15 protein-coding genes are annotated in these 19,022 nt (G+C 38.4%); 3 read left to right on the top strand and 12 right to left on the bottom strand.

From position 1 onward, the window contains the following. The first annotated feature begins 4 nt into the window (after positions 1-4). Complete coding sequence (locus tag NSU19_RS03750) at positions 5-1,273, top strand: AMP-binding protein (RefSeq protein ID WP_339198847.1); 1,269 nt, start codon at positions 5-7, stop codon at positions 1,271-1,273. A gap of 283 nt (positions 1,274-1,556) precedes the next feature. On the opposite strand, the gene NSU19_RS03745 is transcribed toward NSU19_RS03750, so the two are convergent. From NSU19_RS03745 to NSU19_RS03715, 7 genes are all read right to left on the bottom strand, one after another. Then, positions 1,557-2,129, bottom strand: coding sequence for a hypothetical protein (locus tag NSU19_RS03745; protein ID WP_339194334.1), 573 nt, complete (start codon positions 2,127-2,129; stop codon positions 1,557-1,559). A gap of 33 nt (positions 2,130-2,162) precedes the next feature. After that, the gene (locus NSU19_RS03740) at positions 2,163-3,386 is read right to left on the bottom strand and encodes an NAD(P)/FAD-dependent oxidoreductase (protein WP_066248852.1); all 1,224 of its coding nucleotides are present in this window, start codon (positions 3,384-3,386) and stop codon (positions 2,163-2,165) included. A 755-nt stretch (positions 3,387-4,141) separates the two neighbouring features. After that, positions 4,142-5,860: an acyl-CoA dehydrogenase family protein gene (locus NSU19_RS03735; protein WP_339198844.1), complete on the bottom strand. Its 1,719-nt coding sequence runs from the start codon at positions 5,858-5,860 to the stop codon at positions 4,142-4,144. Positions 5,861-6,668: 808 nt separating this feature from the next. Continuing rightward, positions 6,669-8,222: a class I adenylate-forming enzyme family protein gene (locus NSU19_RS03730; protein ID WP_130158388.1), complete on the bottom strand. Its 1,554-nt coding sequence runs from the start codon at positions 8,220-8,222 to the stop codon at positions 6,669-6,671. Between the two features lie 149 nt (positions 8,223-8,371). After that, positions 8,372-9,151, bottom strand: a complete 780-nt coding sequence (locus tag NSU19_RS03725) for an enoyl-CoA hydratase-related protein (RefSeq protein ID WP_063389217.1) — start codon at positions 9,149-9,151, stop codon at positions 8,372-8,374. Between the two features lie 22 nt (positions 9,152-9,173). Continuing rightward, positions 9,174-10,028, bottom strand: coding sequence for a 3-hydroxyacyl-CoA dehydrogenase family protein (locus tag NSU19_RS03720; RefSeq protein WP_063389218.1), 855 nt, complete (start codon positions 10,026-10,028; stop codon positions 9,174-9,176). A 142-nt stretch (positions 10,029-10,170) separates the two neighbouring features. After that, positions 10,171-12,390 (bottom strand): helix-turn-helix domain-containing protein, encoded by a 2,220-nt coding sequence (locus tag NSU19_RS03715; protein WP_130158384.1) that lies wholly within the window; start codon positions 12,388-12,390, stop codon positions 10,171-10,173. A 201-nt stretch (positions 12,391-12,591) separates the two neighbouring features. Between NSU19_RS03715 and NSU19_RS03710 the strand changes: the two genes are divergently transcribed. After that, positions 12,592-13,398: a glycosyltransferase family 8 protein gene (locus NSU19_RS03710; RefSeq protein ID WP_066248838.1), complete on the top strand. Its 807-nt coding sequence runs from the start codon at positions 12,592-12,594 to the stop codon at positions 13,396-13,398. Positions 13,399-13,621: 223 nt separating this feature from the next. On the opposite strand, the gene NSU19_RS03705 is transcribed toward NSU19_RS03710, so the two are convergent. The 5 genes from NSU19_RS03705 to NSU19_RS03685 all read right to left on the bottom strand — a co-directional run bounded on the left by NSU19_RS03705 (position 13,622) and on the right by NSU19_RS03685 (position 17,955). Beyond that, positions 13,622-15,301, bottom strand: coding sequence for an AarF/UbiB family protein (locus tag NSU19_RS03705; RefSeq protein ID WP_144597365.1), 1,680 nt, complete (start codon positions 15,299-15,301; stop codon positions 13,622-13,624). Positions 15,302-15,346: 45 nt separating this feature from the next. Next, positions 15,347-15,637, bottom strand: a complete 291-nt coding sequence (locus tag NSU19_RS03700) for a polyhydroxyalkanoate synthesis regulator (RefSeq protein ID WP_339198839.1) — start codon at positions 15,635-15,637, stop codon at positions 15,347-15,349. A gap of 148 nt (positions 15,638-15,785) precedes the next feature. Next, complete coding sequence (gene ybaK, locus NSU19_RS03695; RefSeq protein ID WP_066248834.1) at positions 15,786-16,259, bottom strand: Cys-tRNA(Pro) deacylase; 474 nt, start codon at positions 16,257-16,259, stop codon at positions 15,786-15,788. A gap of 92 nt (positions 16,260-16,351) precedes the next feature. Further along, complete coding sequence (locus NSU19_RS03690) at positions 16,352-17,062, bottom strand: AAA family ATPase (RefSeq protein WP_339198836.1); 711 nt, start codon at positions 17,060-17,062, stop codon at positions 16,352-16,354. A gap of 353 nt (positions 17,063-17,415) precedes the next feature. Beyond that, positions 17,416-17,955 (bottom strand): O-acetyl-ADP-ribose deacetylase, encoded by a 540-nt coding sequence (locus NSU19_RS03685; protein WP_339198833.1) that lies wholly within the window; start codon positions 17,953-17,955, stop codon positions 17,416-17,418. 334 nt (positions 17,956-18,289) lie between these two features. On the opposite strand from NSU19_RS03685, the gene NSU19_RS03680 reads away from it, so the two are divergent. Continuing rightward, the gene (locus NSU19_RS03680) at positions 18,290-18,748 is read left to right on the top strand and encodes a ferritin-like domain-containing protein (protein WP_339198830.1); all 459 of its coding nucleotides are present in this window, start codon (positions 18,290-18,292) and stop codon (positions 18,746-18,748) included. Positions 18,749-19,022 lie beyond the last annotated feature (274 nt).

Below are 19,022 nucleotides of genomic sequence, written 5' to 3'. Positions count from 1 at the left end.
ATTCATGGTTCATACAGTACAAACACAAGAAAACGAACTTAGGTCGCTGCAATTGCAAAAACTGAATCGATTGTTACATTTTGTTTTGAATCATAATGAATTTTATAAAGAAAAACTTGCCGGTTTAAAGCTTCCGCTGCAATCTTTGGAAGAAATGAAAAAGCTTCCTTTCACAATGAAAAAGGAATTGGTCGATGATCAAAACAATCATCCTCCATACGGCAAAAACCATTCATACCCTTTAGAGGAATATGTAAGATACCATCAAACTTCCGGCACTTCAGGGAAACCGCTGAAAATTTTAGATACAAAAAAAAGCTTTGAATGGTGGGAAACATGCTGGCTGGAAGTTTATCGCTCCAGCGGAGTTACGAAAAAAGACAGAGTATTTTTCGCCTTTTCGTTCGGTCCTTTTATTGGATTTTGGGCTGCATTTGAAGGAGCAAAACGATTAGGTGCCCTTTCGATTTCATCCGGCAGCCAAACTTCGATTGAGCGATTGAGAAGCATGATAGAAAACAGAGCAACAGTACTAGTCTGTACTCCAAGCTACGCTTTACATCTGGCGGAAGTAGCGGAAGAAAACGGCATTGATATTAAAAATGGCCCTGTCCAAAAAATCATTACGGCTGGTGAACCTGGAGCCTCTGTCCCTTCTACACGAAAGCAAATTGAAAGTTTGTGGGGAGCCGTTTTATATGACCACGTAGGCATGACAGAAATGGGAGCATACGGTTATTCTTGTTCAGAACAAAAAGGGATTCATGTCAATGAATCGGAGTTTATTGTAGAAGTGATCAATCCTAACACGTTGGAGCCGGTGGAAGTTGGTGAAAAAGGAGAATTAGTATTAACCAATTTAGGAAGAGAAAGCTATCCGGTTATTCGCTATCGGACAGGCGATATCGTGATCCGGTCTGATCAGCAATGTGAATGCGGCAATTCTTATCAATTTTTCCCTGGAGGAATTCTCGGCCGCGCAGACGATATGGTCATAATACGGGGCATTAACATTTACCCGTCTTCCATTGAATCCATTATTCGCGAATTCAAAGAAGTGAAAGAATTTCGCATCGTGTACTACACAGAAAATGAAATGGATCAAATCAAAGTGGAAATTGAATCCGATTCTGAACAAATCGTGCCTATCCTCGCAACAAAATTAAGAGAACGAGTCGGTTTAAGAATTCAAGTTGAAAAAGTTCCAGACAACGAGCTGCCTCGCTTTACAATGAAAGCAAGAAGAGTTGTGGACAATCGAAAAAAAAGATAAACACATATATATTTTTGAAAACGTTTTCCGCACAACTAGAAAAGGATGAAGATTTTCTTATCTCCAAAAAATAAAGCAGCCTTGCTTCATTTGTAAGAAGACAAGGCTGCTATTTTGCATAATTTTATTCTTCAAACTTAAAAACGGCTTTTTTCTGACAAAACTTGCATTTCTTTTTCGTGTAATGACTTAATATTATGACATGCGGTGCATCTAACAGCTTCAGCGATTCCTTTACATGCTTTTCGCACGAAAATATGGCTGCCGCACACATATGGAACCCCTACATTATATAAAATGTTTGGTTGTTTGAACCTAATGGAATATGTCCCATTTCTAAAATATCAACTAAATAGGCAAATGGATTTTCTCCCCATTCGTTTATATTTGCAACCAATTCCCATGCGCATGCCAACAAGCTGATGTACATGGCATGGCCAACTAAAAACCGAATGAATGATTCATCTGAAAATGTTTTGAAGGCACCTTTATAGACTTCATGAAATACAGCTTCCGGCAAATGATAGACGATTTCGTTCAAAATTTCCTCTTGTCCGGATTGATCAATTTTCTCTTTCAGCCTGTCAGGCAGCACCTTCAATGCTTCCCATAAAGAGCTGTTAGTTAACCGAATGGTATCGTATATATTTCCAATTTCATCTTTTGAAATCCACTTAATTTCGCAATTTTCTATATTCAGTGATTGCAAAAATTTTTCTGCTTTATTCTGGACGTCATCATGAATTGTTCCGACATGCTGGTACCAGTTAATGTTTAGCAGACGATCCGCCATTTGATTGACTCGTTCATGCTTGAAATCATATGAAGCATGGTTCTCAATGAGCGTAATTGACATGTTTTCCACCCCTTTATATAAAATCAAAAGCGATTAATATTTTGTTGTTAATTCAGGCGGACCAAATTTTGGGCCATAAGGACCTTCATCAAGCCATCTTCCTAATTTCGGCACAATGGCTGTTAAAGATGCTGCAATTTCCCTTTTTAAATTCATTTCTGGAGAATTTCCTTGCAGGTGATGCAATGCAGTCGAAGAGCTGTTGCGATTCCACAAGCCTGCAATTCTCCGTTCATTTGCCGCTTTTTCAATCGCTTCGCGTCTTTTCTCTTCGCTTGAAGCATCAAGAGCCTTTTCAATTCCTTTAACAGCAATTAAAGCATCAGGAACCCCCGAATTCAGCCCTCTAGCACCAAATGGTGCAAATAAGTGGGCAGCTTCTCCTGCCAACAGAACTCTTCGTTTTTCGTCTGTATATGAATTGGCGACAACTTGATGAAATCTGTATGATGATACCCACGTAATCCGTTCTGCATATTTAGGATCCATAACTTTCGGAAGCCATTTTTTTACTCCTTCCACTTCCGAATATTCATCTGGATTATCGTCTTCCAGCAGTTGAAGGTCGATTCTCCACCCGCCTTTGAACGGTACAAACATCACATTCCGCCCGCCCATTGCCGGATGCTGATAGTGGAAAACCCTTTCAAGCGGCAGCGGATCGTTTTCATCTTCTTCAACATCAACGACAAGAAATGTATCTTTTGTTCTTGGCCCTTCAAATTTTAATCCTGCTGTTTCACGGACGACAGAACGAGCGCCGTCACAACCAATCACATATTCCGCTTCCCAAACATCCCCTTTTTCTGTCACCACTTTAATGCCGTCTTCTTCTGAAATCACTTCTTTCACAGGGGTATCCCATACAAATTCAACGCCGGCTTTTTCACAATAATCATATATAATCGATTCAATATGATTTTGATGTAATGACGTAAATGGCGGAAGCTTTGTCGGATCACTAGTATCCGTCACACCGTAATTTCTTACGTACACTTCTTTCCCTTTATAAATCGTGCGTTTTATCGGCCAGACAACACCATTTCTCGCAATTTCAAAACCAAGTCCTTCATCAATGCTTTCAAGCAGCTTCAACGTTGCGTTATGAATATAAATTGCTCGGCTTCCAGGTCTTGGCCGCCCTTTCGGCTCTGCTTCAATCACGACAGAAGAAATTCCTCTTTTTTTAAGTGCCAATCCTGCTACAAGGCCAACTGGACCGGCGCCTACAACGACAACTGTACGCTTGTTGCTCATGACATATCTCTCCTTTACATAAATGAAATGGATGGATTGATTGATTGATGGAAACGCTTACTATGATTCTATTATAATGGCATTTTTTCTTTATTCGTCACTCATTTGTTCCTCTATGCGAGACAAATAAAATACCTTTGTTATTTTTTTAAATTGAATGCCCCTCGCGTCTGCAAGGTGCCAGATTTTCTTTGCGGGAGCTCGATAAGGTATATGTTGAGTTTGGGATTGCGGCATCAGCTCATACATGCTGAAAAGGGCTGTCCGATGAGTTCCTAAAATGAAGGATTTGGGAGAAATACTACTGTGAAGGACAAAATAATCGAATAAAATTTGTAAATGTCCTTCTAGAGGTAATGAAGTTCAACAAGAAGCAATTGTATGTGCTGAATGTTCGTCATAAAACGTTTGGAGAACGTAATTAAAAAAGAGAGCATAAGAAAAGTCCTTCATAAGACATCTGAAGGATATAAACAGATAGAAAAAATGGTCTGTCCGATAAGTCCCTAAAATGAAGGGGCTCCAAAAAGTCAGTTAACCCTGACTTTTTGGACAGCCCCTTCAAACAAAAATCGAAATATATTAAGGGGGCTGTCAAATAAGTCGTTTTTTCGGCTTATGACGCCCCCTTAAATGTTTTAGAAACGTTATATATGATCTTATGATTTTTGTTTTCAATGGAGAATTGACTTCCTGAACAGCCCTACTTGAATTATTTTTGGAACTTATCGGACTTCCACGTAAGAAAAAATCGATTATAGCTTGTGAATGCCTGAATAATTTCCGGCAGATATAACGGCAGATGCTATCAATCGTTTATCATGAACAAAATCATTGTTGCTTGATTGAATCGTTTTAAATAATTTTTCTTTTTGCTGCTTTATTTGTTCATCGTGTAACACACTGAACTTGAACATTTCCGACACAATTTTACTAGATGCCTCATATGCGAAAATTTTTGCCAATAGTTTCTTTTCTTTTATTTTTTTCTGAGCTTTATTTGCAAGTAATTTTTCCACTCGAAATAAATTGCTTTCAATTGCATAAATCGAAATAGCCAAATTTGCCAACCATGCTAAAATTTCTTGTTCTTCCTTATAATTTTCAGATGACTGTAAAATCATTTCCATCGCTTGTCCCGCGAGCCTTCTCAAGTTGGACAGCAGCTCCCACTCCTGCGCCATTTCTTCAGATGGACCTTCATCAAGCTTTCTGAAATCCGTCCATTCCGCTTTTGATTGCAGCAGTGTTTGGGCAATAATCATCCGGTTAATCTCGTTTGTTCCTTCAAATATTCTGTTAATCCTTGAATCGCGGTAAAGGTGCTCCACTTCATATTCGGAAATATAACCGTATCCGCCATGCATTTGCAGCGCTTCATCCACAATGATATCCAGCGCTTCGGAGGCAAACACCTTGTTGATCGAAGCTTCCACTGCAAATTGCTTTAAAATATCTCTATACGGAATATTATTTTCTTTACAGTACTGATATCCCCGATCCAACTCGCCGGCAGAACGATATACCATGCTTTCAATCGTAAATATTTTTGCAGCTATGTCGGCTATTTTTTCTTGAATTAACGGAAATTGCGACAGCAGCCGATTAAATTGTTTCCGCTCTGTTACATGCTGAACGGCGAGCTCCAATGCTCTTTTTGCCATGCCGAGGCTTGCCGCTGATATTTTATGGCGGCCGTTATTCAAAATGTTAAACGCAATCAAATGTCCCCTGCTAATTTCCCCTAATACATTTTCAACCGGAACTTTTACATCCTCCAAAATGACCGGTGTTGTTGAAGAGCCTTTTAAACCCATTTTCTTTTCTTCCGGTCCTATTGTAATCCCTTCACTGTTTTTATCGACAATAAAGGCGGTGAACTTCTCACCGTCCACTTTCGCGTACAAAATAAAGAAATCTGCAAAAGATGCATTAGTAATAAATTGTTTTTCGCCATTAATTAAATAGTATTTGCCGTCATCAGACAATCGTGCTGACGTTTTGATACTTAAGGCATCCGTTCCTGCCGACGGTTCTGTCAATGCATACGCACCAATTTTTTCGCCGCTAACTACGTAAGGCAAATATTTTTCCTTTTGTTCGTCTGTTCCATAATACACAATCGGAAGGGAGCCAATTCCAATTTGCCCTCCAAATGTTGTTGAAAAAGATCTCGTCTTTCCAATTTCCTCCATGATGATAACCGAGCTGATTTTGTCTAAATCAAGCCCTCCGTATTCTTCAGGCACATCTGATCCTAATAGACCTAATTCTCCTGCTTTTCTTAAGAGCTCAATCGATTGATCAAATTGTTGTTTTTCTATTTCCGGCAAAACAGGCAAAACTTCTTGTTCCACATAGGCTGATGCAGTGCTAGCTATCATGCGATGTTCTTCAGTAAAATTCTCCGGTGTAAATATATCATCTAAAGAAATCACTTTTTTCAAAAAAGGGTTGCTTGAAAATTGTTCCATTTTATAACACCTCTATTTTTTACCATTCATTTTTCTACCAAAGCTGCTTCACCTGTTATTAGAGCAAAAACAAGAAAAGTGCATTTGCACCAATAAGCTGAAAACAGTCCCCATAACCACCGGCATCTGTATAAGCTTGCTGAATGGAAGCGCAAAACATAATGGCATCACATACATAATGGAAAGAACAAAAGCTAAAGGCACGAAAGAATAGCGGGAAATTCCAAATCATACATCACTTTTCCTTTGCGTCCAAAAAAAGAGGCGGAGTCAGCCGAAATAACGGCTGAAAAGCTCATCAAGAGACGACAAATTATATGGAAGGTAAGTAATTGCTGCTGCAATATCGAAAAAAGACAAGAATAGAAGCAGGGAGCCGCCAAAAGATTAAGAAAATCCGGATCTCGCAAATGAAATCAAATGAGCATGCACAATCATCAAACGCTTATGAACATTTTTTGCAATCGTTTTCAAATTTCAAAAGATTGGAAGTAAAAATAATAGATTTGAGATATTGTTATTTTATCTGAATTTTCGGAAATTCTAACTCAATTATTCAGTCAATAAACCAGCTTCCAAATCGCACATGAACATCAAACGCATGAATGACTTCAATACCATGGCAAAACTGTCCGTTACGACGAGTTACATAAATAATGCCGGCCGGCAGTGTAAAGAAACCAACAGGAAACATTATATGGAATTGATGCTTACTTCATAAGATATCCCGATATTTTCCAAATCATCGCCGGAGTTTCAATGTTTCAGCCGATAAGCTGTTCTTAAACTCTTCTTTTCATCGAACCATTTACGCATTGAAATTAAATTTTTCCATCACTTGGTCTTTCAGTCTTACCTTTTGAATTTTACCGCTCGCTGTGACAGGAAAATCTTCTGTGAAAATAATTTTGTTTGGAACTTTGTATGATGCCATTTGCGCTTTAACAAACTCTTTTAATTCTTCCTCTGTGCAAGCTGCGCCTTTTTTCAGCTTTATAACAGCACAAACTGATTCGCCCATTACTTCATCAGGCAAGCCTATGACAGCTGCTTCGACAACTTGAGGGTGTTTAGTTAAAACTGCCTCGACTTCCTGCGGATAAATGTTGAAGCCTCCACGAATGATCATTTCTTTTTTTCGCCCGACGAAACGAAGGTTTCCTTTTTCATCCAACACTCCGAGATCTCCCGTATAAAACCATCCTTCTTTATCCAAAACCTGCTCTGTTTGTTCCTTCATTTTGTAATACCCTTTCATGGTGCCAAAGCTGTGGATGGCAATTTCACCAACTTCGCCTGGAGGGAGCTCCTGCCGATTTTCGTCTACAATTTTCAGCTTTACACCTTCGATCGGTTTTCCTACAGTTTCCAATATCACTCGTTCATCCTGTTCATCATAGTCAGTCGCAGTAACAGATCCTGTTTCGGTAATTCCGTATGATTGGCACAAGTTTATTCCCATCCGCTCCCGAATTTCTTTCACTTTGTTTGGTGGAATAGGTGATGCCCCGACAATACCCGCTCGCAATGAAGAAAGGTCATAATCTTCAAAATCTTCTTGTTCTAATTCTTTTATAAACATGGCGGGAACTCCTTGTTTGATCGTCACTTTTTCCTGTTCAATTAATTTTAATGTTTCCTTCGGATGATATTTCTCTTGCAAAATGATTCTTGCGCCGCAAGAGATCGCACAAAACAAATTGACGGCCATTCCAAAAATATGGAATAAAGGAGCAGGAACGATAAACACATCTTTTTCAGTACATCTAATCGTTTTAGCCATAATATTAGCTGATTGAACAATGGCGCGATGGCTAATCATTACACCTTTCGGAATGCCTGTCGTTCCTGATGTATACAATAAACAAAACAAATCGTTGTTGACATCAAGCTTTTCAGCTGGAGCATCTTCTGACGCGGAAGACGCTACTTCTTGATAGGATAATAGATCAGGATGTTCAAAACGAACAGAAATCAAAGTTTTTACAACTTGGAACGCTTGCTTAAATCCAATGTTTTCATCAAACTGTTCCGTTACAAACAACACTTTTGGCTCCGAATTTTTGAGAATGTATTCCACTTCGTGATGCTTATACTTCGGATTAAACGGAACTAGAATTGCACCTATTTTGGCCGCTGCTACAAAAATAACGGCTGTTTCGTTCCAGTTTGGCAAGCAAACAGCGACTCGATCTCCCTTGTTGATCCCCAGCTTTTTCAAACCCGCAGCCAGCCGGTTAGCTTCTTGAAAAAATTCGCCATAGGTCAATCTGTTTTTCAGGTCATAGAGCACTTCTTTATCTTTATAGGCTTTCACCGTATGTTCTACCAACTCGTACACCGAAAACAAATAATTGTTCATTGCTTCGCCATCTCCTCTTACGCAAATATTCAAAACATGTAAGACACGAAGCATCCTGAGTCATTTCATATCGGACACTTCGTGAAATACATGATTTGTTCGATGACTTTTTCTATATTTTCTACATTAAGTCGGTTGTATCGCTTTTATTATTTTCCAACGTAAACCGGCTTGCGCTTTTCTACAAACGCTTTCAATCCTTCTTTTCGATCTTCAGTTGAAAAGGCATTGGCAAAACTAGATGCTTCAAGGGTCAATCCTGTTTCCAGATCAGCATTGCTGCCAGCATTGACAGCTATTTTCAGCATACGAAGAGCTACAGGCGGTTTTTGGGCTAGCTTTTCTGCCCATTGTTTGGCAGTTGCCAGCAGTTCTTCGCCAGGTACAACTTTGTTCACTATATGAAGCTCCAACGCTCTGTTAGCATCAAACATGTCGCCAAAATAAAGTAATTCTTTAGCAATGCCTTGACCGACAATTTTTTGCAGACGCTGGGTGCCTCCGCCGCCAGGAATAATGCCAAGACCGACTTCAGGGAAAGCAAATTTAGCTTTTTCCGAGCAAATCCGCAGGTCACAAGCCAATGCAAGCTCTAAGCCTCCGCCTAAAGCAAGACCGTTAATGGCAGCAATGACAGGTTTGGATGCGTTTTCAATTTTTGAAAAAGCTTCCCTTGACACACGGTTCATATTCATCATGCCAACAAGATCGAGATCAGCCATTTCGTTAATATCTGCTCCGGCAACAAATGCTTTTTCACCGCTGCCTGTTAAAATAATGACTCTTACTTGGCTGTTTTCTTCCAGCTCGTTAAAAATGGTTACAAGCTCTTTAAATACTTTTGAATTCAGCGGGTTGACAGGCGGGCGGTTGATGGTGACAACTGCTACATGCTGTTCAATATCGCATGTTAAAAATTCCAAGCTCATCTTCAGTCCCCCATTCTCATGATTAGTCATAGTCGTAAAAACCGGCTCCTGTTTTCCTTCCAAGTCTTCCTGCTCTTACTAATTGCTTTAGAAGCATTGGAGGTGCGAAGCGGTTATCATTAAACTCATTTTTCATATATTCCATTACGTAGTAGCCGATATCAACACCGGCAAAATCTTGAAGTGTGAACGGCCCCATAGGATAGTTCAGCCCGAGCGTAACCGCTTTATCAATATCTTCCGCTGTAGCTACCCCTTCTTCGAGCAGCTTAATCGCTTCAATAAATTGCGGAATCATAATACGGTTGACAATAAATCCTGGAGTGTCTTTTTTCACTTCCACCGGCTCTTTATTCAGCTTTTTCGCAAATTCCTTCAGTTCTACTACTGTTTCATCGCTTGTTTTATATCCTCGAACAACTTCCACTAATTTCATGATCTGCGCAGGATTGAAGAAATGCATTCCTGCGACGCGTTCCGGCCTGTTCGTTGCAGACGCAATCTCTGTTATGGACATGGAAGAAGTATTTGTTGCCAAAATCACATGGTCAGATGTAATTTGATCCAATTTCGCGAAAACGCTTTTTTTCACTTCCAAATCTTCTATAACAGCTTCAATCACAATATCAGCCTGTTTAAAATCCTCCAAATTTGTCGTAACTTGAATTCGTTCCAAAACTTCCTTTTTTTGCTCTTCGGTCATTTTTCCTTTTGCAACGCTTTTTTCCATAAATTTATTTATTCTTGATAAGCCGTTATCAAGAAATTTTTGTTCGACATCATGCAAGATAACTTGAAATCCTGAAATGGCGGCCAAATTGGCGATGCCGCTTCCCATCGAGCCTGCTCCAACTACCCCGACTTTAGATATCGTCATAGTCACAACTCCTTTTAAAAACATAACTTTATTAATATTCTGTAAATTATTATAGAAAATATAAAATGAAATAAACACCTACAAAATACGGAAAAAGCTTCTCTTCTATCAACAATTTTGTGGAAAAAACGCTGTGGCGCTTTTATATTCTTTCAGTTGTTTTTGAATAATACAGGTCATAAAGCTTATAAGCCATCATCATATTAAATCGATGATCAGCATCATTTAAATCAATTTCCAGCAGCGATTCAATCTTTTCAAGACGATAAAGAAGGGAGCTTCGATGAATAAACAGCTCTTCTGCCGAATTTTTAATATTTCCGTTGTTATAAAGGAACGCTCGCAGCGTATGGAATAAATCCATACTTTTCCCTTCCGAATAATTCAATAACGGTTCAAGATGCCTTTTGATGAAAAATTCCACCGCTTCTTTATTATCTAAATGATGTAAAATAGTGTAAGCACCCAATTCCTCAAACAAAGCAAACCCTTTGTGGCGAAACCTGTGAAACACGACATTCAAAGCTTGGATAGCCTGCTGATAGCTAATATAATAATCATTTAAATTTTCAGTTTTACCGCCGATCCCCATGAATACTTGGCATTCAATATTGCCTTCTCGAACCCAATTTTTTATATTTCTATAAAATACTTTCCAATAGTTTTTTGGATGCTTGCCTTCTTCTTTTACCGGAACAATCAATATATAGTTTCCATCGTTTGTCGCCATGATAATTTCTTTGCTGAAACGGGAAATTTGTGTTTTCAACTGGTCCCAAATCAATGTTTTTTTAGATTGTTGAACAAGCAAATTACTGTTTTCCGTTTCCTTCTCATCTAATAAAATCGACAACACCGCTAATCGGTGCTGATGAAATAAGTTCCATTGGAATAAATTCGCATATTGTAAAATCCGCTCTTGATCCTCTATACGTTCCACAAGCAATTTGCTGACAAAACTATCCTTTACCTGCTCTTTTGTATCCAAAACAAGCTTCTGCTTGATAAATTGGATCGAACAAATATTTCTTGCCAAATCAATTGTCAGCTGATCAAATTCATCCATGTCATTTTCGCCAATTTCGACAGCCAAAAACCCAAGCAAATTTCCTCCGCCGTTCACCTTCCACAGCCGGAAATGAAGCTCTTCCCCGTCATCCAATTGGATGTGGAGTTTCCTTCCGTTTTCTATCAATCTCTCTTTATTTCCGCTGCCCATCAGCCTTTCTACATCTTTATTTGATAAATCATAATGATGGAAGGAACAAGAAATCGGCCTCATAAAACGGTCGAACAAAAGGACGGATTTGGAAAAAAGACTTCTTAAAGCAGACGTAATACCGTCAAAATTGTCATGTTCAACTGTTTCTTTCACGAGGGCGTGCTGATAATCAAGCAGAAAGTAAAGACGTTCTTTATGCTCCTTTTCGTTTTTATATAAACGGGCATTTTCCAAAATAGCGGCAATATGATTGGAAAGCAGCTTTAATATCTCCAAATCATCTTCATTAAAAACTCCCTTTTGTTTCTCTTCTACATGAAGCACACCGATTGTTTTCAAATCAAATATTAATGGAACGGTCAGTTCAGACCCGCCTGGAGTATCCAAAAACGGAAAGTATTCCTTTAAAACATAATTTGTTTCAATATTAATCCGTTCCGGTTTTTCAAATGGACCATAGGATGGAGGCTGAAAAATAAAATGATTTTCTTTTTCGTTATATAAATAAATACAAGCCATCCTTGCATTAGTTCCTTTTCCGGCGCGTTCCACAAGTGTTTCAATATTTTTTTCAAGCGGCACATCAAGCGACAAATTTTTGCTGATCCACTCGATCCCTTCGATTTTTTTAATTTGTGCTTCTTTTTGTTTTGCCATTGCAATTGCAACAGCTACATCTTTGCCGAATTCATCAAAATGTGCCTTCATATCCAACAGAGGTACGTAGTCAAGATAGGCAATAATGCAAAAGCCCAAGCTGCTCATATCGTCTTTGAGAGGAACTGTAAACCACGTTTTTACTTTTTCTTTTTTCATTAAATTGGTAAACTGACAGTCGCCTGCTTGCTCTGCTTTATCATATGTTAAGCTTTGGTGAAGGAGATTCGGCGAACAGTTTTGAACCTGCAGCGGAAAGGATTCCGTTATTTTCTGCAAATCTCCGCTCCAAACTTTCAAACTCAGCTCCTCTCCCTCTTGTAAAATGATGCCGACAAAATCACATGAAAACTGGGAGCGGAAGGAATCAGCCAAAAATTGCAATGCCTCTTCCTCCGTATCAATTTTCACTAGATGTCTAGCCGTTTTTCGCAAATGATTTTCAATCTTTCTCATTAATTTTTCCCGTTTTGATTCTGTCAAAGAGGACTCCTCCTTTTTGAAGAAGCTTGTGTCAATATTTCAAAAAATGAAAAACATGCTATAATTCAATTTAAACAAAAACAAATGCTGCGTACAAATTTTATTTGAAAAATGAAAACGTTGATGGTAATTTGTTAAATAGCTGTGGCTTTATCCACGCTTTTAAAAATTTTGCTACGATCTTTTGCGAGGATGGTACAAATGATCAATATTCTTGTCACACTGAATTCAAATTATATTCCCCCGCTGAAAGTTATGTTAAATTCATTATTCCAAAATAATATTGAAGAAAAATTTTCGATATATATCATGTATTCAAATATTTCCGATCAAGATTTACACGAATTGGATCAATTTGTAAAACGTCATAACCAAAGTTTATATCCAATATACGTAGACCCTAAGCTCTTTGAAGATGCACCCGTTTTTCGCCATTATACATCAGAAATGTATTATCGATTAGCTTCCCATCAATTTTTGCCCGACGATTTAGACCGAATTCTGTACCTTGATCCCGACATCGTTGTAATCAATCCCATCAAAGATTTTTACTATAGTGATTTTGAAAATTGCTTGTTTATTGCTTCTGAACATACACATTCTACAAAAGTTGCCAACCTTTTTAATAAATTAAGGCTTAAAACCCCGAATGCGAAAGGATATTTTAATACGGGCGTTTTGCTTATGAATTTGGAACGGATTCGGAAAGAAGTGAAATTGGAAGATATCTATGCATTTATTAATGAAAACCGTTTAAAGCTTGTCCTTCCTGATCAAGATGTGCTCAATGCTTTATACTGGGATAAAATTAAACCTGTTGATTGTTATCGATACAATTATGATGCAAGATATTATGAAATTATTAAATTGCTTCCAAATGCAAAGCATGGGATGGAGTGGATAAAAGAGAATACTGTTTTTATCCATTATTGCGGGAAAGACAAGCCTTGGCAAAAAAACTATAAAGGAGAGCTGGGAGCTTTTTATAAAAAGTACGAAATACTATAAAGAGCGGCAAAAAACATTTATCATCACATCTCCGCGTTAATAAAAGGGGCTTGTCTAATAAGTCGTTTTTTCGGCTTATTGACACCCCTTTCTTACATTTAGTCAAGTACTTTTTTAAATTCTTTTGGAGATATGAATTAATGTTTTAGAAAACGTTGATATATCGACGTTAATGATTTTTTGTTTTCAATGGGGATTTGACTTTCTGGACGGCTCTTTTTGACTAAAACTTTCCTGACTTAAAAATGGAAAATAACAGCCACAAAAACATGAGCGTTGCTACGCCAAAACCGATTTCAATCGCTGGAATTTTCCAAAGCAGTGTTGATTGCCTTCCCATTGAAGAACCAATAATAATCCCTACCATAATAATACTGAATGCCAATAGCACGATGCTGAACGATAACCGATTGCTGATGCGGTCAAGTTTTTTCAGAAAAAGATCTAATTCCGGAATCGTGATCTCATGGCGGAGTCTGCCCCGCTTCATTAAAGAAGCGATCTCTGCTACATAAGCTGGAAAATCCATTAGCAGTTCTGTATAATCTGTTACGTGTTTCCATGCATTTTCAGCGATATACTTCGGATGCAAGCGCTCCTTTGCCAGCCGGCGACCAAAAGGCTCAGCAACATCGATAATTCTAAAATCTGGATTCAATTTTTCGACCACGCCTTCAACCGTCAAAAGCGTTTTTCCTAATAGTGTTAAATCAGAAGGGATTTTGATGGAATGTTTGAAAGCTGCTCGAAAAAGGTCGTTCACAGCTTCACCGATGCTGACTTGGTGTAACGGAACACCGTAATACTTTTCCCGTAAATCTTCGATGTCCGCTCTCAATTGCTTTAAATCGATATCTTCAGGAACGATGCCCATGCGCAAAATGGCTTTCATGACGCCATCCGTACTCTGCCTCATTAAAGAAATCACTAATGATGAGAAATGATGCTTCATGTCCGATGTAAGCCGGCCGGTCATTCCGAAATCAATGAAGGCAATGATTCCGCCCTGCTTAATGATGACATTTCCAGGATGGGGATCGGCATGAAAAAAACCATCTATAAATATTTGCCGGAAAATTTCTTTTGATAAAATTTCTGTAATATGATCCAAATGGTATCCATTTGTTTTTAGTTTTTCAATCTCATTTAGTTTAATTCCTTCTACATATTCCATTGTTAATACTCTTTTCGTCGAGTACTCCCAAAACACTTTCGGAATGTAGACAGCTTGTTCATTTGCACTCTGTTTAGAAAATTTGTCTGCATTTCGGGCTTCAATGGTATAATCGAGCTCAGCACGAAGAGCCTTTGAAAACTCTTCAATCATGTCCCTGACCTGATACTTTGCAGCCCATTTTAGCCTATGCTCCGCTAATACCGCTAAATCTTGAAGAATTTCTAAGTCCGTTTCAATCACATTCGAAATATGAGGGCGTTGAATTTTTATAGCCACTTTTTCACCCGAATGCAAAACGGCTTGATGAACTTGTCCTATTGAAGCAGCAGCTAACGGAGCATGATCAAAGTGCCGAAAAATTTTTTCTATTTCACCGCCCAATTCTGATTGAACAATCTCACGAACCTCATCAAAAGAAAAAGGCGGAACTCGATCCTGCAATTTTTCCAATTCACTAATAATCTCCTCCGGCAGCAAATCAGGACGGGTGCTCGCAATTTGACCTAATTTTATAAATGTCGGGCCTAATTCTTCCAATACAAGCCTTACCCGTTCACCTATCGTTTTGGAATGATGCTCAGTTTTTCTGCCAAAAAAAGCTTTTTGCGGCAAAGAAAGAAATTGCGAAATACCCATTTCCTCTACGACGAATCCAAATCCATTGCGAATTAAAGCAGACGCGATATCCCGATAACGGCCAATATGCCGCATCCTTTTTCCAACCACTTTACCGCCTCCTCAACAACAAAGGACCTTTTAACAGGTCCTCTTTTACTCATCTTCCTTTTCCAATTTGCGAATCTTTTCTTCCAGTGCTCGGATATCCTCTTTCGTTGCTATATCTAGTTTGTTGATCACCTGAGCCACTTGCTCTCGAACAAGACGCTGCAGTTCAGTTTTTTCTTCTTCACCGCGCTTGATTAGCTGGTTAAAAACTTCTTTTGATTCTTCAATCGATATCTCGCCTTTTTTCACGAGTTCATCTACAAACTTTTTCACTTGTTCTTTGCTTGCTACAGCTAAACCAAGTCCGAACGCCAATCCCTTTTTGAATAAATCCATTATGCTTGCCCTCCATTTCTTTCGAATTTCAACACGAGGCTTTATCCTTGTTATCACCTTAATCTTCTATTTTATTCAGTAAAATTCCTTCACTTTCTTTTCGAAGTGTAAAACAACAACCACATCTTATAAAATTCGGCTATTTTTGTTATTTCGTCACATCTTCCAGCTTCGCTTCTGTTACTTGCTGCAAATCTTTGACGCTGAGCTCCATTTGCACGCCGATTTTGCCCCCGCTGACAATAATATGCTCGTGTTCCAATGCAGTTGAATCGATAATCGTCGGGTAATGTTTCTTCATGCCGATCGGCGAACAGCCTCCGCGGATATAGCCTGTCCATTTTTGTAAATCTTTTACTGGCAGCATTTCGATTTTTTTCTCTCCTGTTATTTTCGCAGCTTTTTTTAAATCTAATTCTGCCTCAACAGGGATGACAAATACATAAATGTTGCCGGCGCTGCTCTTAGCAACTAATGTTTTATATACTGATTCAGGGCTTCTGCCAATCATTTGTGCAACAGAAATCCCATCAACCTTCCCCTTTTGGACATCGTAAGTAATCACGTTGTATTGTATTTTTTCTTTATCAAGAATTCGCATTGCGTTTGTTTTTGTGTTCATTGTTTATACCTCTCCAAAAGCAGAATATTTTAGGGTGAGTGATGTGATGAAAAATATAAATGGACGGCATCTCCAACACAGGCTGTTGTGTCTCAATCGTTAAACAGTTCACTTAACACCTTTTTTCTATTTTCGAGAAACCGCCTAGTAATAATATAATGCATAGTTTCTTCATATTTTACTTCCTTTAGCGGATGTTCATCAAAATTTAAGATTCGGGCATTTGGATAGCCGAGTAAAATGGGAGAATGAGTAGAAATAATAAACTGCGCATCGTTTTCCAAATCTTTTATGATTCTTAATAAAGTCAGCTGTCTAGCAGGTGAAAGTGCTGCTTCAGGCTCATCCAACAGATAGATCGCTTTTTTTCCAAAACGATTTGTTAAAAGTGAGAGAAAAGCTTCCCCGTGCGACTGTTTGTGAAGAGAACGGCCTCCATAATAAGGGAGACTTTCAGGAATTGTATCGAGATACGACGCAAAATGATAAAAGGTCTCAGCTCGCAAAAAAAACCCGTTCGTCACTTTTGGCATCCATGACAGCCGTATGTATTCCCCAAGGGCCGCATCGGAAGCATCTACATGAAAATTATTGTTTTTGCCTCCTCCGGCTGTATTAAAGCCACACTGATAAGCTATTGCCTCAAGGAGCGTTGATTTTCCGGAACCGTTTTCCCCGACAAAAAAAGTAATATTGGAACGAAACGAAATGGATTTTAAATTTTTTATTGCAGGAATCGAAAACGGGTAGCTATTTAAATCAATATCTTTATTTCTTAAAATTTCGAGGCTTTTCAAATACATTGAATTCATCTCCAAAGTCGTTCGTATTTTCATATTCACTGTGCACGTTTCACATAAAATAAACAACTGCCGATTGCTTGATGTTTTATGGAAAAAATTTTTTGGAATATTGCGACCTTTGAAGTTGATCGCTTTGAAAATCATCAAATGTTGTATTCCGACTTCGAAATTTCTGCATTCATTGAAAAAGTTTCATTATAAACGAAACGGGCGATGGATATTTTCGTCTCAACGCTGCATATTTTCTTAGTTTTTGATAAATATGTCGCAAAAACTTATTGTTTACAATTAAAGCTCGCCAACGAATAAATGATTTTTGTATGGTGGCCATTGATTCGAAAAAGAGTTTTTTCCTATCTGATCATCGTCTTGTAAATATGATAATTTTCGTCATCAAAACAAACGAACAATATTGATTGAATGCTTCGGATGAATTGATTTTGAATACACTCCTTAACGGTCTCTAAAGCAATTTGGGCCGCTTCATGCTTTGGAAAACGATAAACACCAGTACTGATATTTGGAAATGCGATCGTTTTCACGAAATGCTCTTCCGCAAGCTTTAAGGAGTTTATGTAGCAATTTCTTAGCAGCTCCCTTTCTTGATAGGCTCCGCCTTTCCATACTGGTCCGACAGTATGAATAACGTATTTGGCGGGCAAATTTCCTGCAGTAGTAATAACTGCTTCCCCGGTCGGACATCCTCCTGTTCTTTCTCTGATCTTTTTGCATTCCTCCATAATCTCCGGCCCGCCTGCCCTATGGATCGCGCCGTCGACACCCCCGCCTCCCCAAAGTCCGTTGTTAGCCGCATTAACAATCGCGTCAACAGTACACTTTGTAATATCGCCTTTTATTACCTCCAATTCAGTATCGTTAATAACGATTTTCATTAATATCAACCTCCGTTTTTATACAAATATGAATTTGTATACTGACAGTCAGCTCCTAGTTACGGAAACCCTATTAGACGATACTTTAAACCTTATTGTGTTATATCCACGATCGTTTTTTGAACGAATTTGAACAATTCAATGATGTCTCAATTGTGCGACCTTTAGGAGTTTTCATATTGACATCATACAACCATTTCTTCTTTGTCTTATCATAACAAATATAAATCGGAAAATACATATAAGACCAACTGTTACAATAAAGCTTGCATATTTTTTTACCACACAAATCAAACTATAAATACTTTTAAAAATAAATTGCGGAGGACATGAAGTGAGACGTGCTATAAACAGTTTAAATGAATTTTTAAAAGGAAATTATATGGCAATTCACGCTTATAATGAATATATAAATCGTGCTAAGCAACCGGAACTTAAATTACTGTTACAACAGTTACAGCAAAATCATCAGCAACATGCGATGGAGATAACGAAAAGAATACAAGATCTTGGCGGAAAACCAGTTGATCATCCTGGAATCAAAGGGAAAAGTATGGAGATATTTAAAATGTTAACAGACCACAACAATGAACCGGACCATATAGTAAAAGATGCACTAGCTGGTGAAAAACGTGGTATTGAAATATCACAGAACATTGTAAATGGAACTTTAGATGACCAAAGCTACAGACTTGTTCAACAAATTTTAGATAAAAACATAAAACATCTTGACCTTTTGAATCAGGCTTTACATGACATACAAAAAAAAAGGGGCTGTCCGATAAGTCCCTAAAATGATCGAGTAGGAGGGAGCGATTAACTCCCGTCCTCTCACACCACCGTACGTACGGTTCCGTATACGGCGGTTCAATTAAGATAATTGACGCAAGTCTTTATAACTTCCGTGAATAGCTGTTCTCTTTATGCCAGTGGTCACTCCACCCTCCAAGAGATCTCCCACGGGATTCACCGCTTCCTCCCTCAAGTGAGGTACTACGTTTTCTGTGTTCATCATGACTCACTGAATGCCAAGGGCTATTCTCTCTTAATTGTTCGGTCCTTCTTAG

Source organism: Aeribacillus sp. FSL k6-2211, from assembly GCF_037966125.1.
Lineage (GTDB): Bacteria > Bacillota > Bacilli > Bacillales > Aeribacillaceae > Aeribacillus > Aeribacillus composti.
The sequence above is the reverse complement of the archived record's forward strand: the minus strand, read 5'-3'. Positions and strand labels throughout refer to the sequence as shown.

Bases quoted from the DNA above. Each gene is read 5' to 3' on its own strand.
- NSU19_RS03745 (WP_339194334.1), bottom strand. From the start codon at position 2,129: ATGTCAATTACGCTCATTGAGAACCATGCTTCATATGATTTCAAGCAT.
- NSU19_RS03720 (WP_063389218.1), bottom strand. From the start codon at position 10,028: ATGACGATATCTAAAGTCGGGGTAGTTGGAGCAGGCTCGATGGGAAGC.
- NSU19_RS03685 (WP_339198833.1), bottom strand. From the start codon at position 17,955: ATGAAAATCGTTATTAACGATACTGAATTGGAGGTAATAAAAGGCGAT.
- NSU19_RS03735 (WP_339198844.1), bottom strand. From the start codon at position 5,860: ATGGAACAATTTTCAAGCAACCCTTTTTTGAAAAAAGTGATTTCTTTA.
- NSU19_RS03725 (WP_063389217.1), bottom strand. From the start codon at position 9,151: ATGAGCTTGGAATTTTTAACATGCGATATTGAACAGCATGTAGCAGTT.
- NSU19_RS03740 (WP_066248852.1), bottom strand. From the start codon at position 3,386: ATGAGCAACAAGCGTACAGTTGTCGTTGTAGGCGCCGGTCCAGTTGGC.
- NSU19_RS03730 (WP_130158388.1), bottom strand. From the start codon at position 8,222: ATGAACAATTATTTGTTTTCGGTGTACGAGTTGGTAGAACATACGGTG.
- NSU19_RS03700 (WP_339198839.1), bottom strand. From the start codon at position 15,637: ATGGATTTATTCAAAAAGGGATTGGCGTTCGGACTTGGTTTAGCTGTA.
- NSU19_RS03690 (WP_339198836.1), bottom strand. From the start codon at position 17,062: ATGTATTTGAAAAGCCTCGAAATTTTAAGAAATAAAGATATTGATTTA.
- ybaK (WP_066248834.1), bottom strand. From the start codon at position 16,259: ATGAACACAAAAACAAACGCAATGCGAATTCTTGATAAAGAAAAAATA.
- NSU19_RS03710 (WP_066248838.1), top strand. From the start codon at position 12,592: ATGATCAATATTCTTGTCACACTGAATTCAAATTATATTCCCCCGCTG.
- NSU19_RS03750 (WP_339198847.1), top strand. From the start codon at position 5: ATGGTTCATACAGTACAAACACAAGAAAACGAACTTAGGTCGCTGCAA.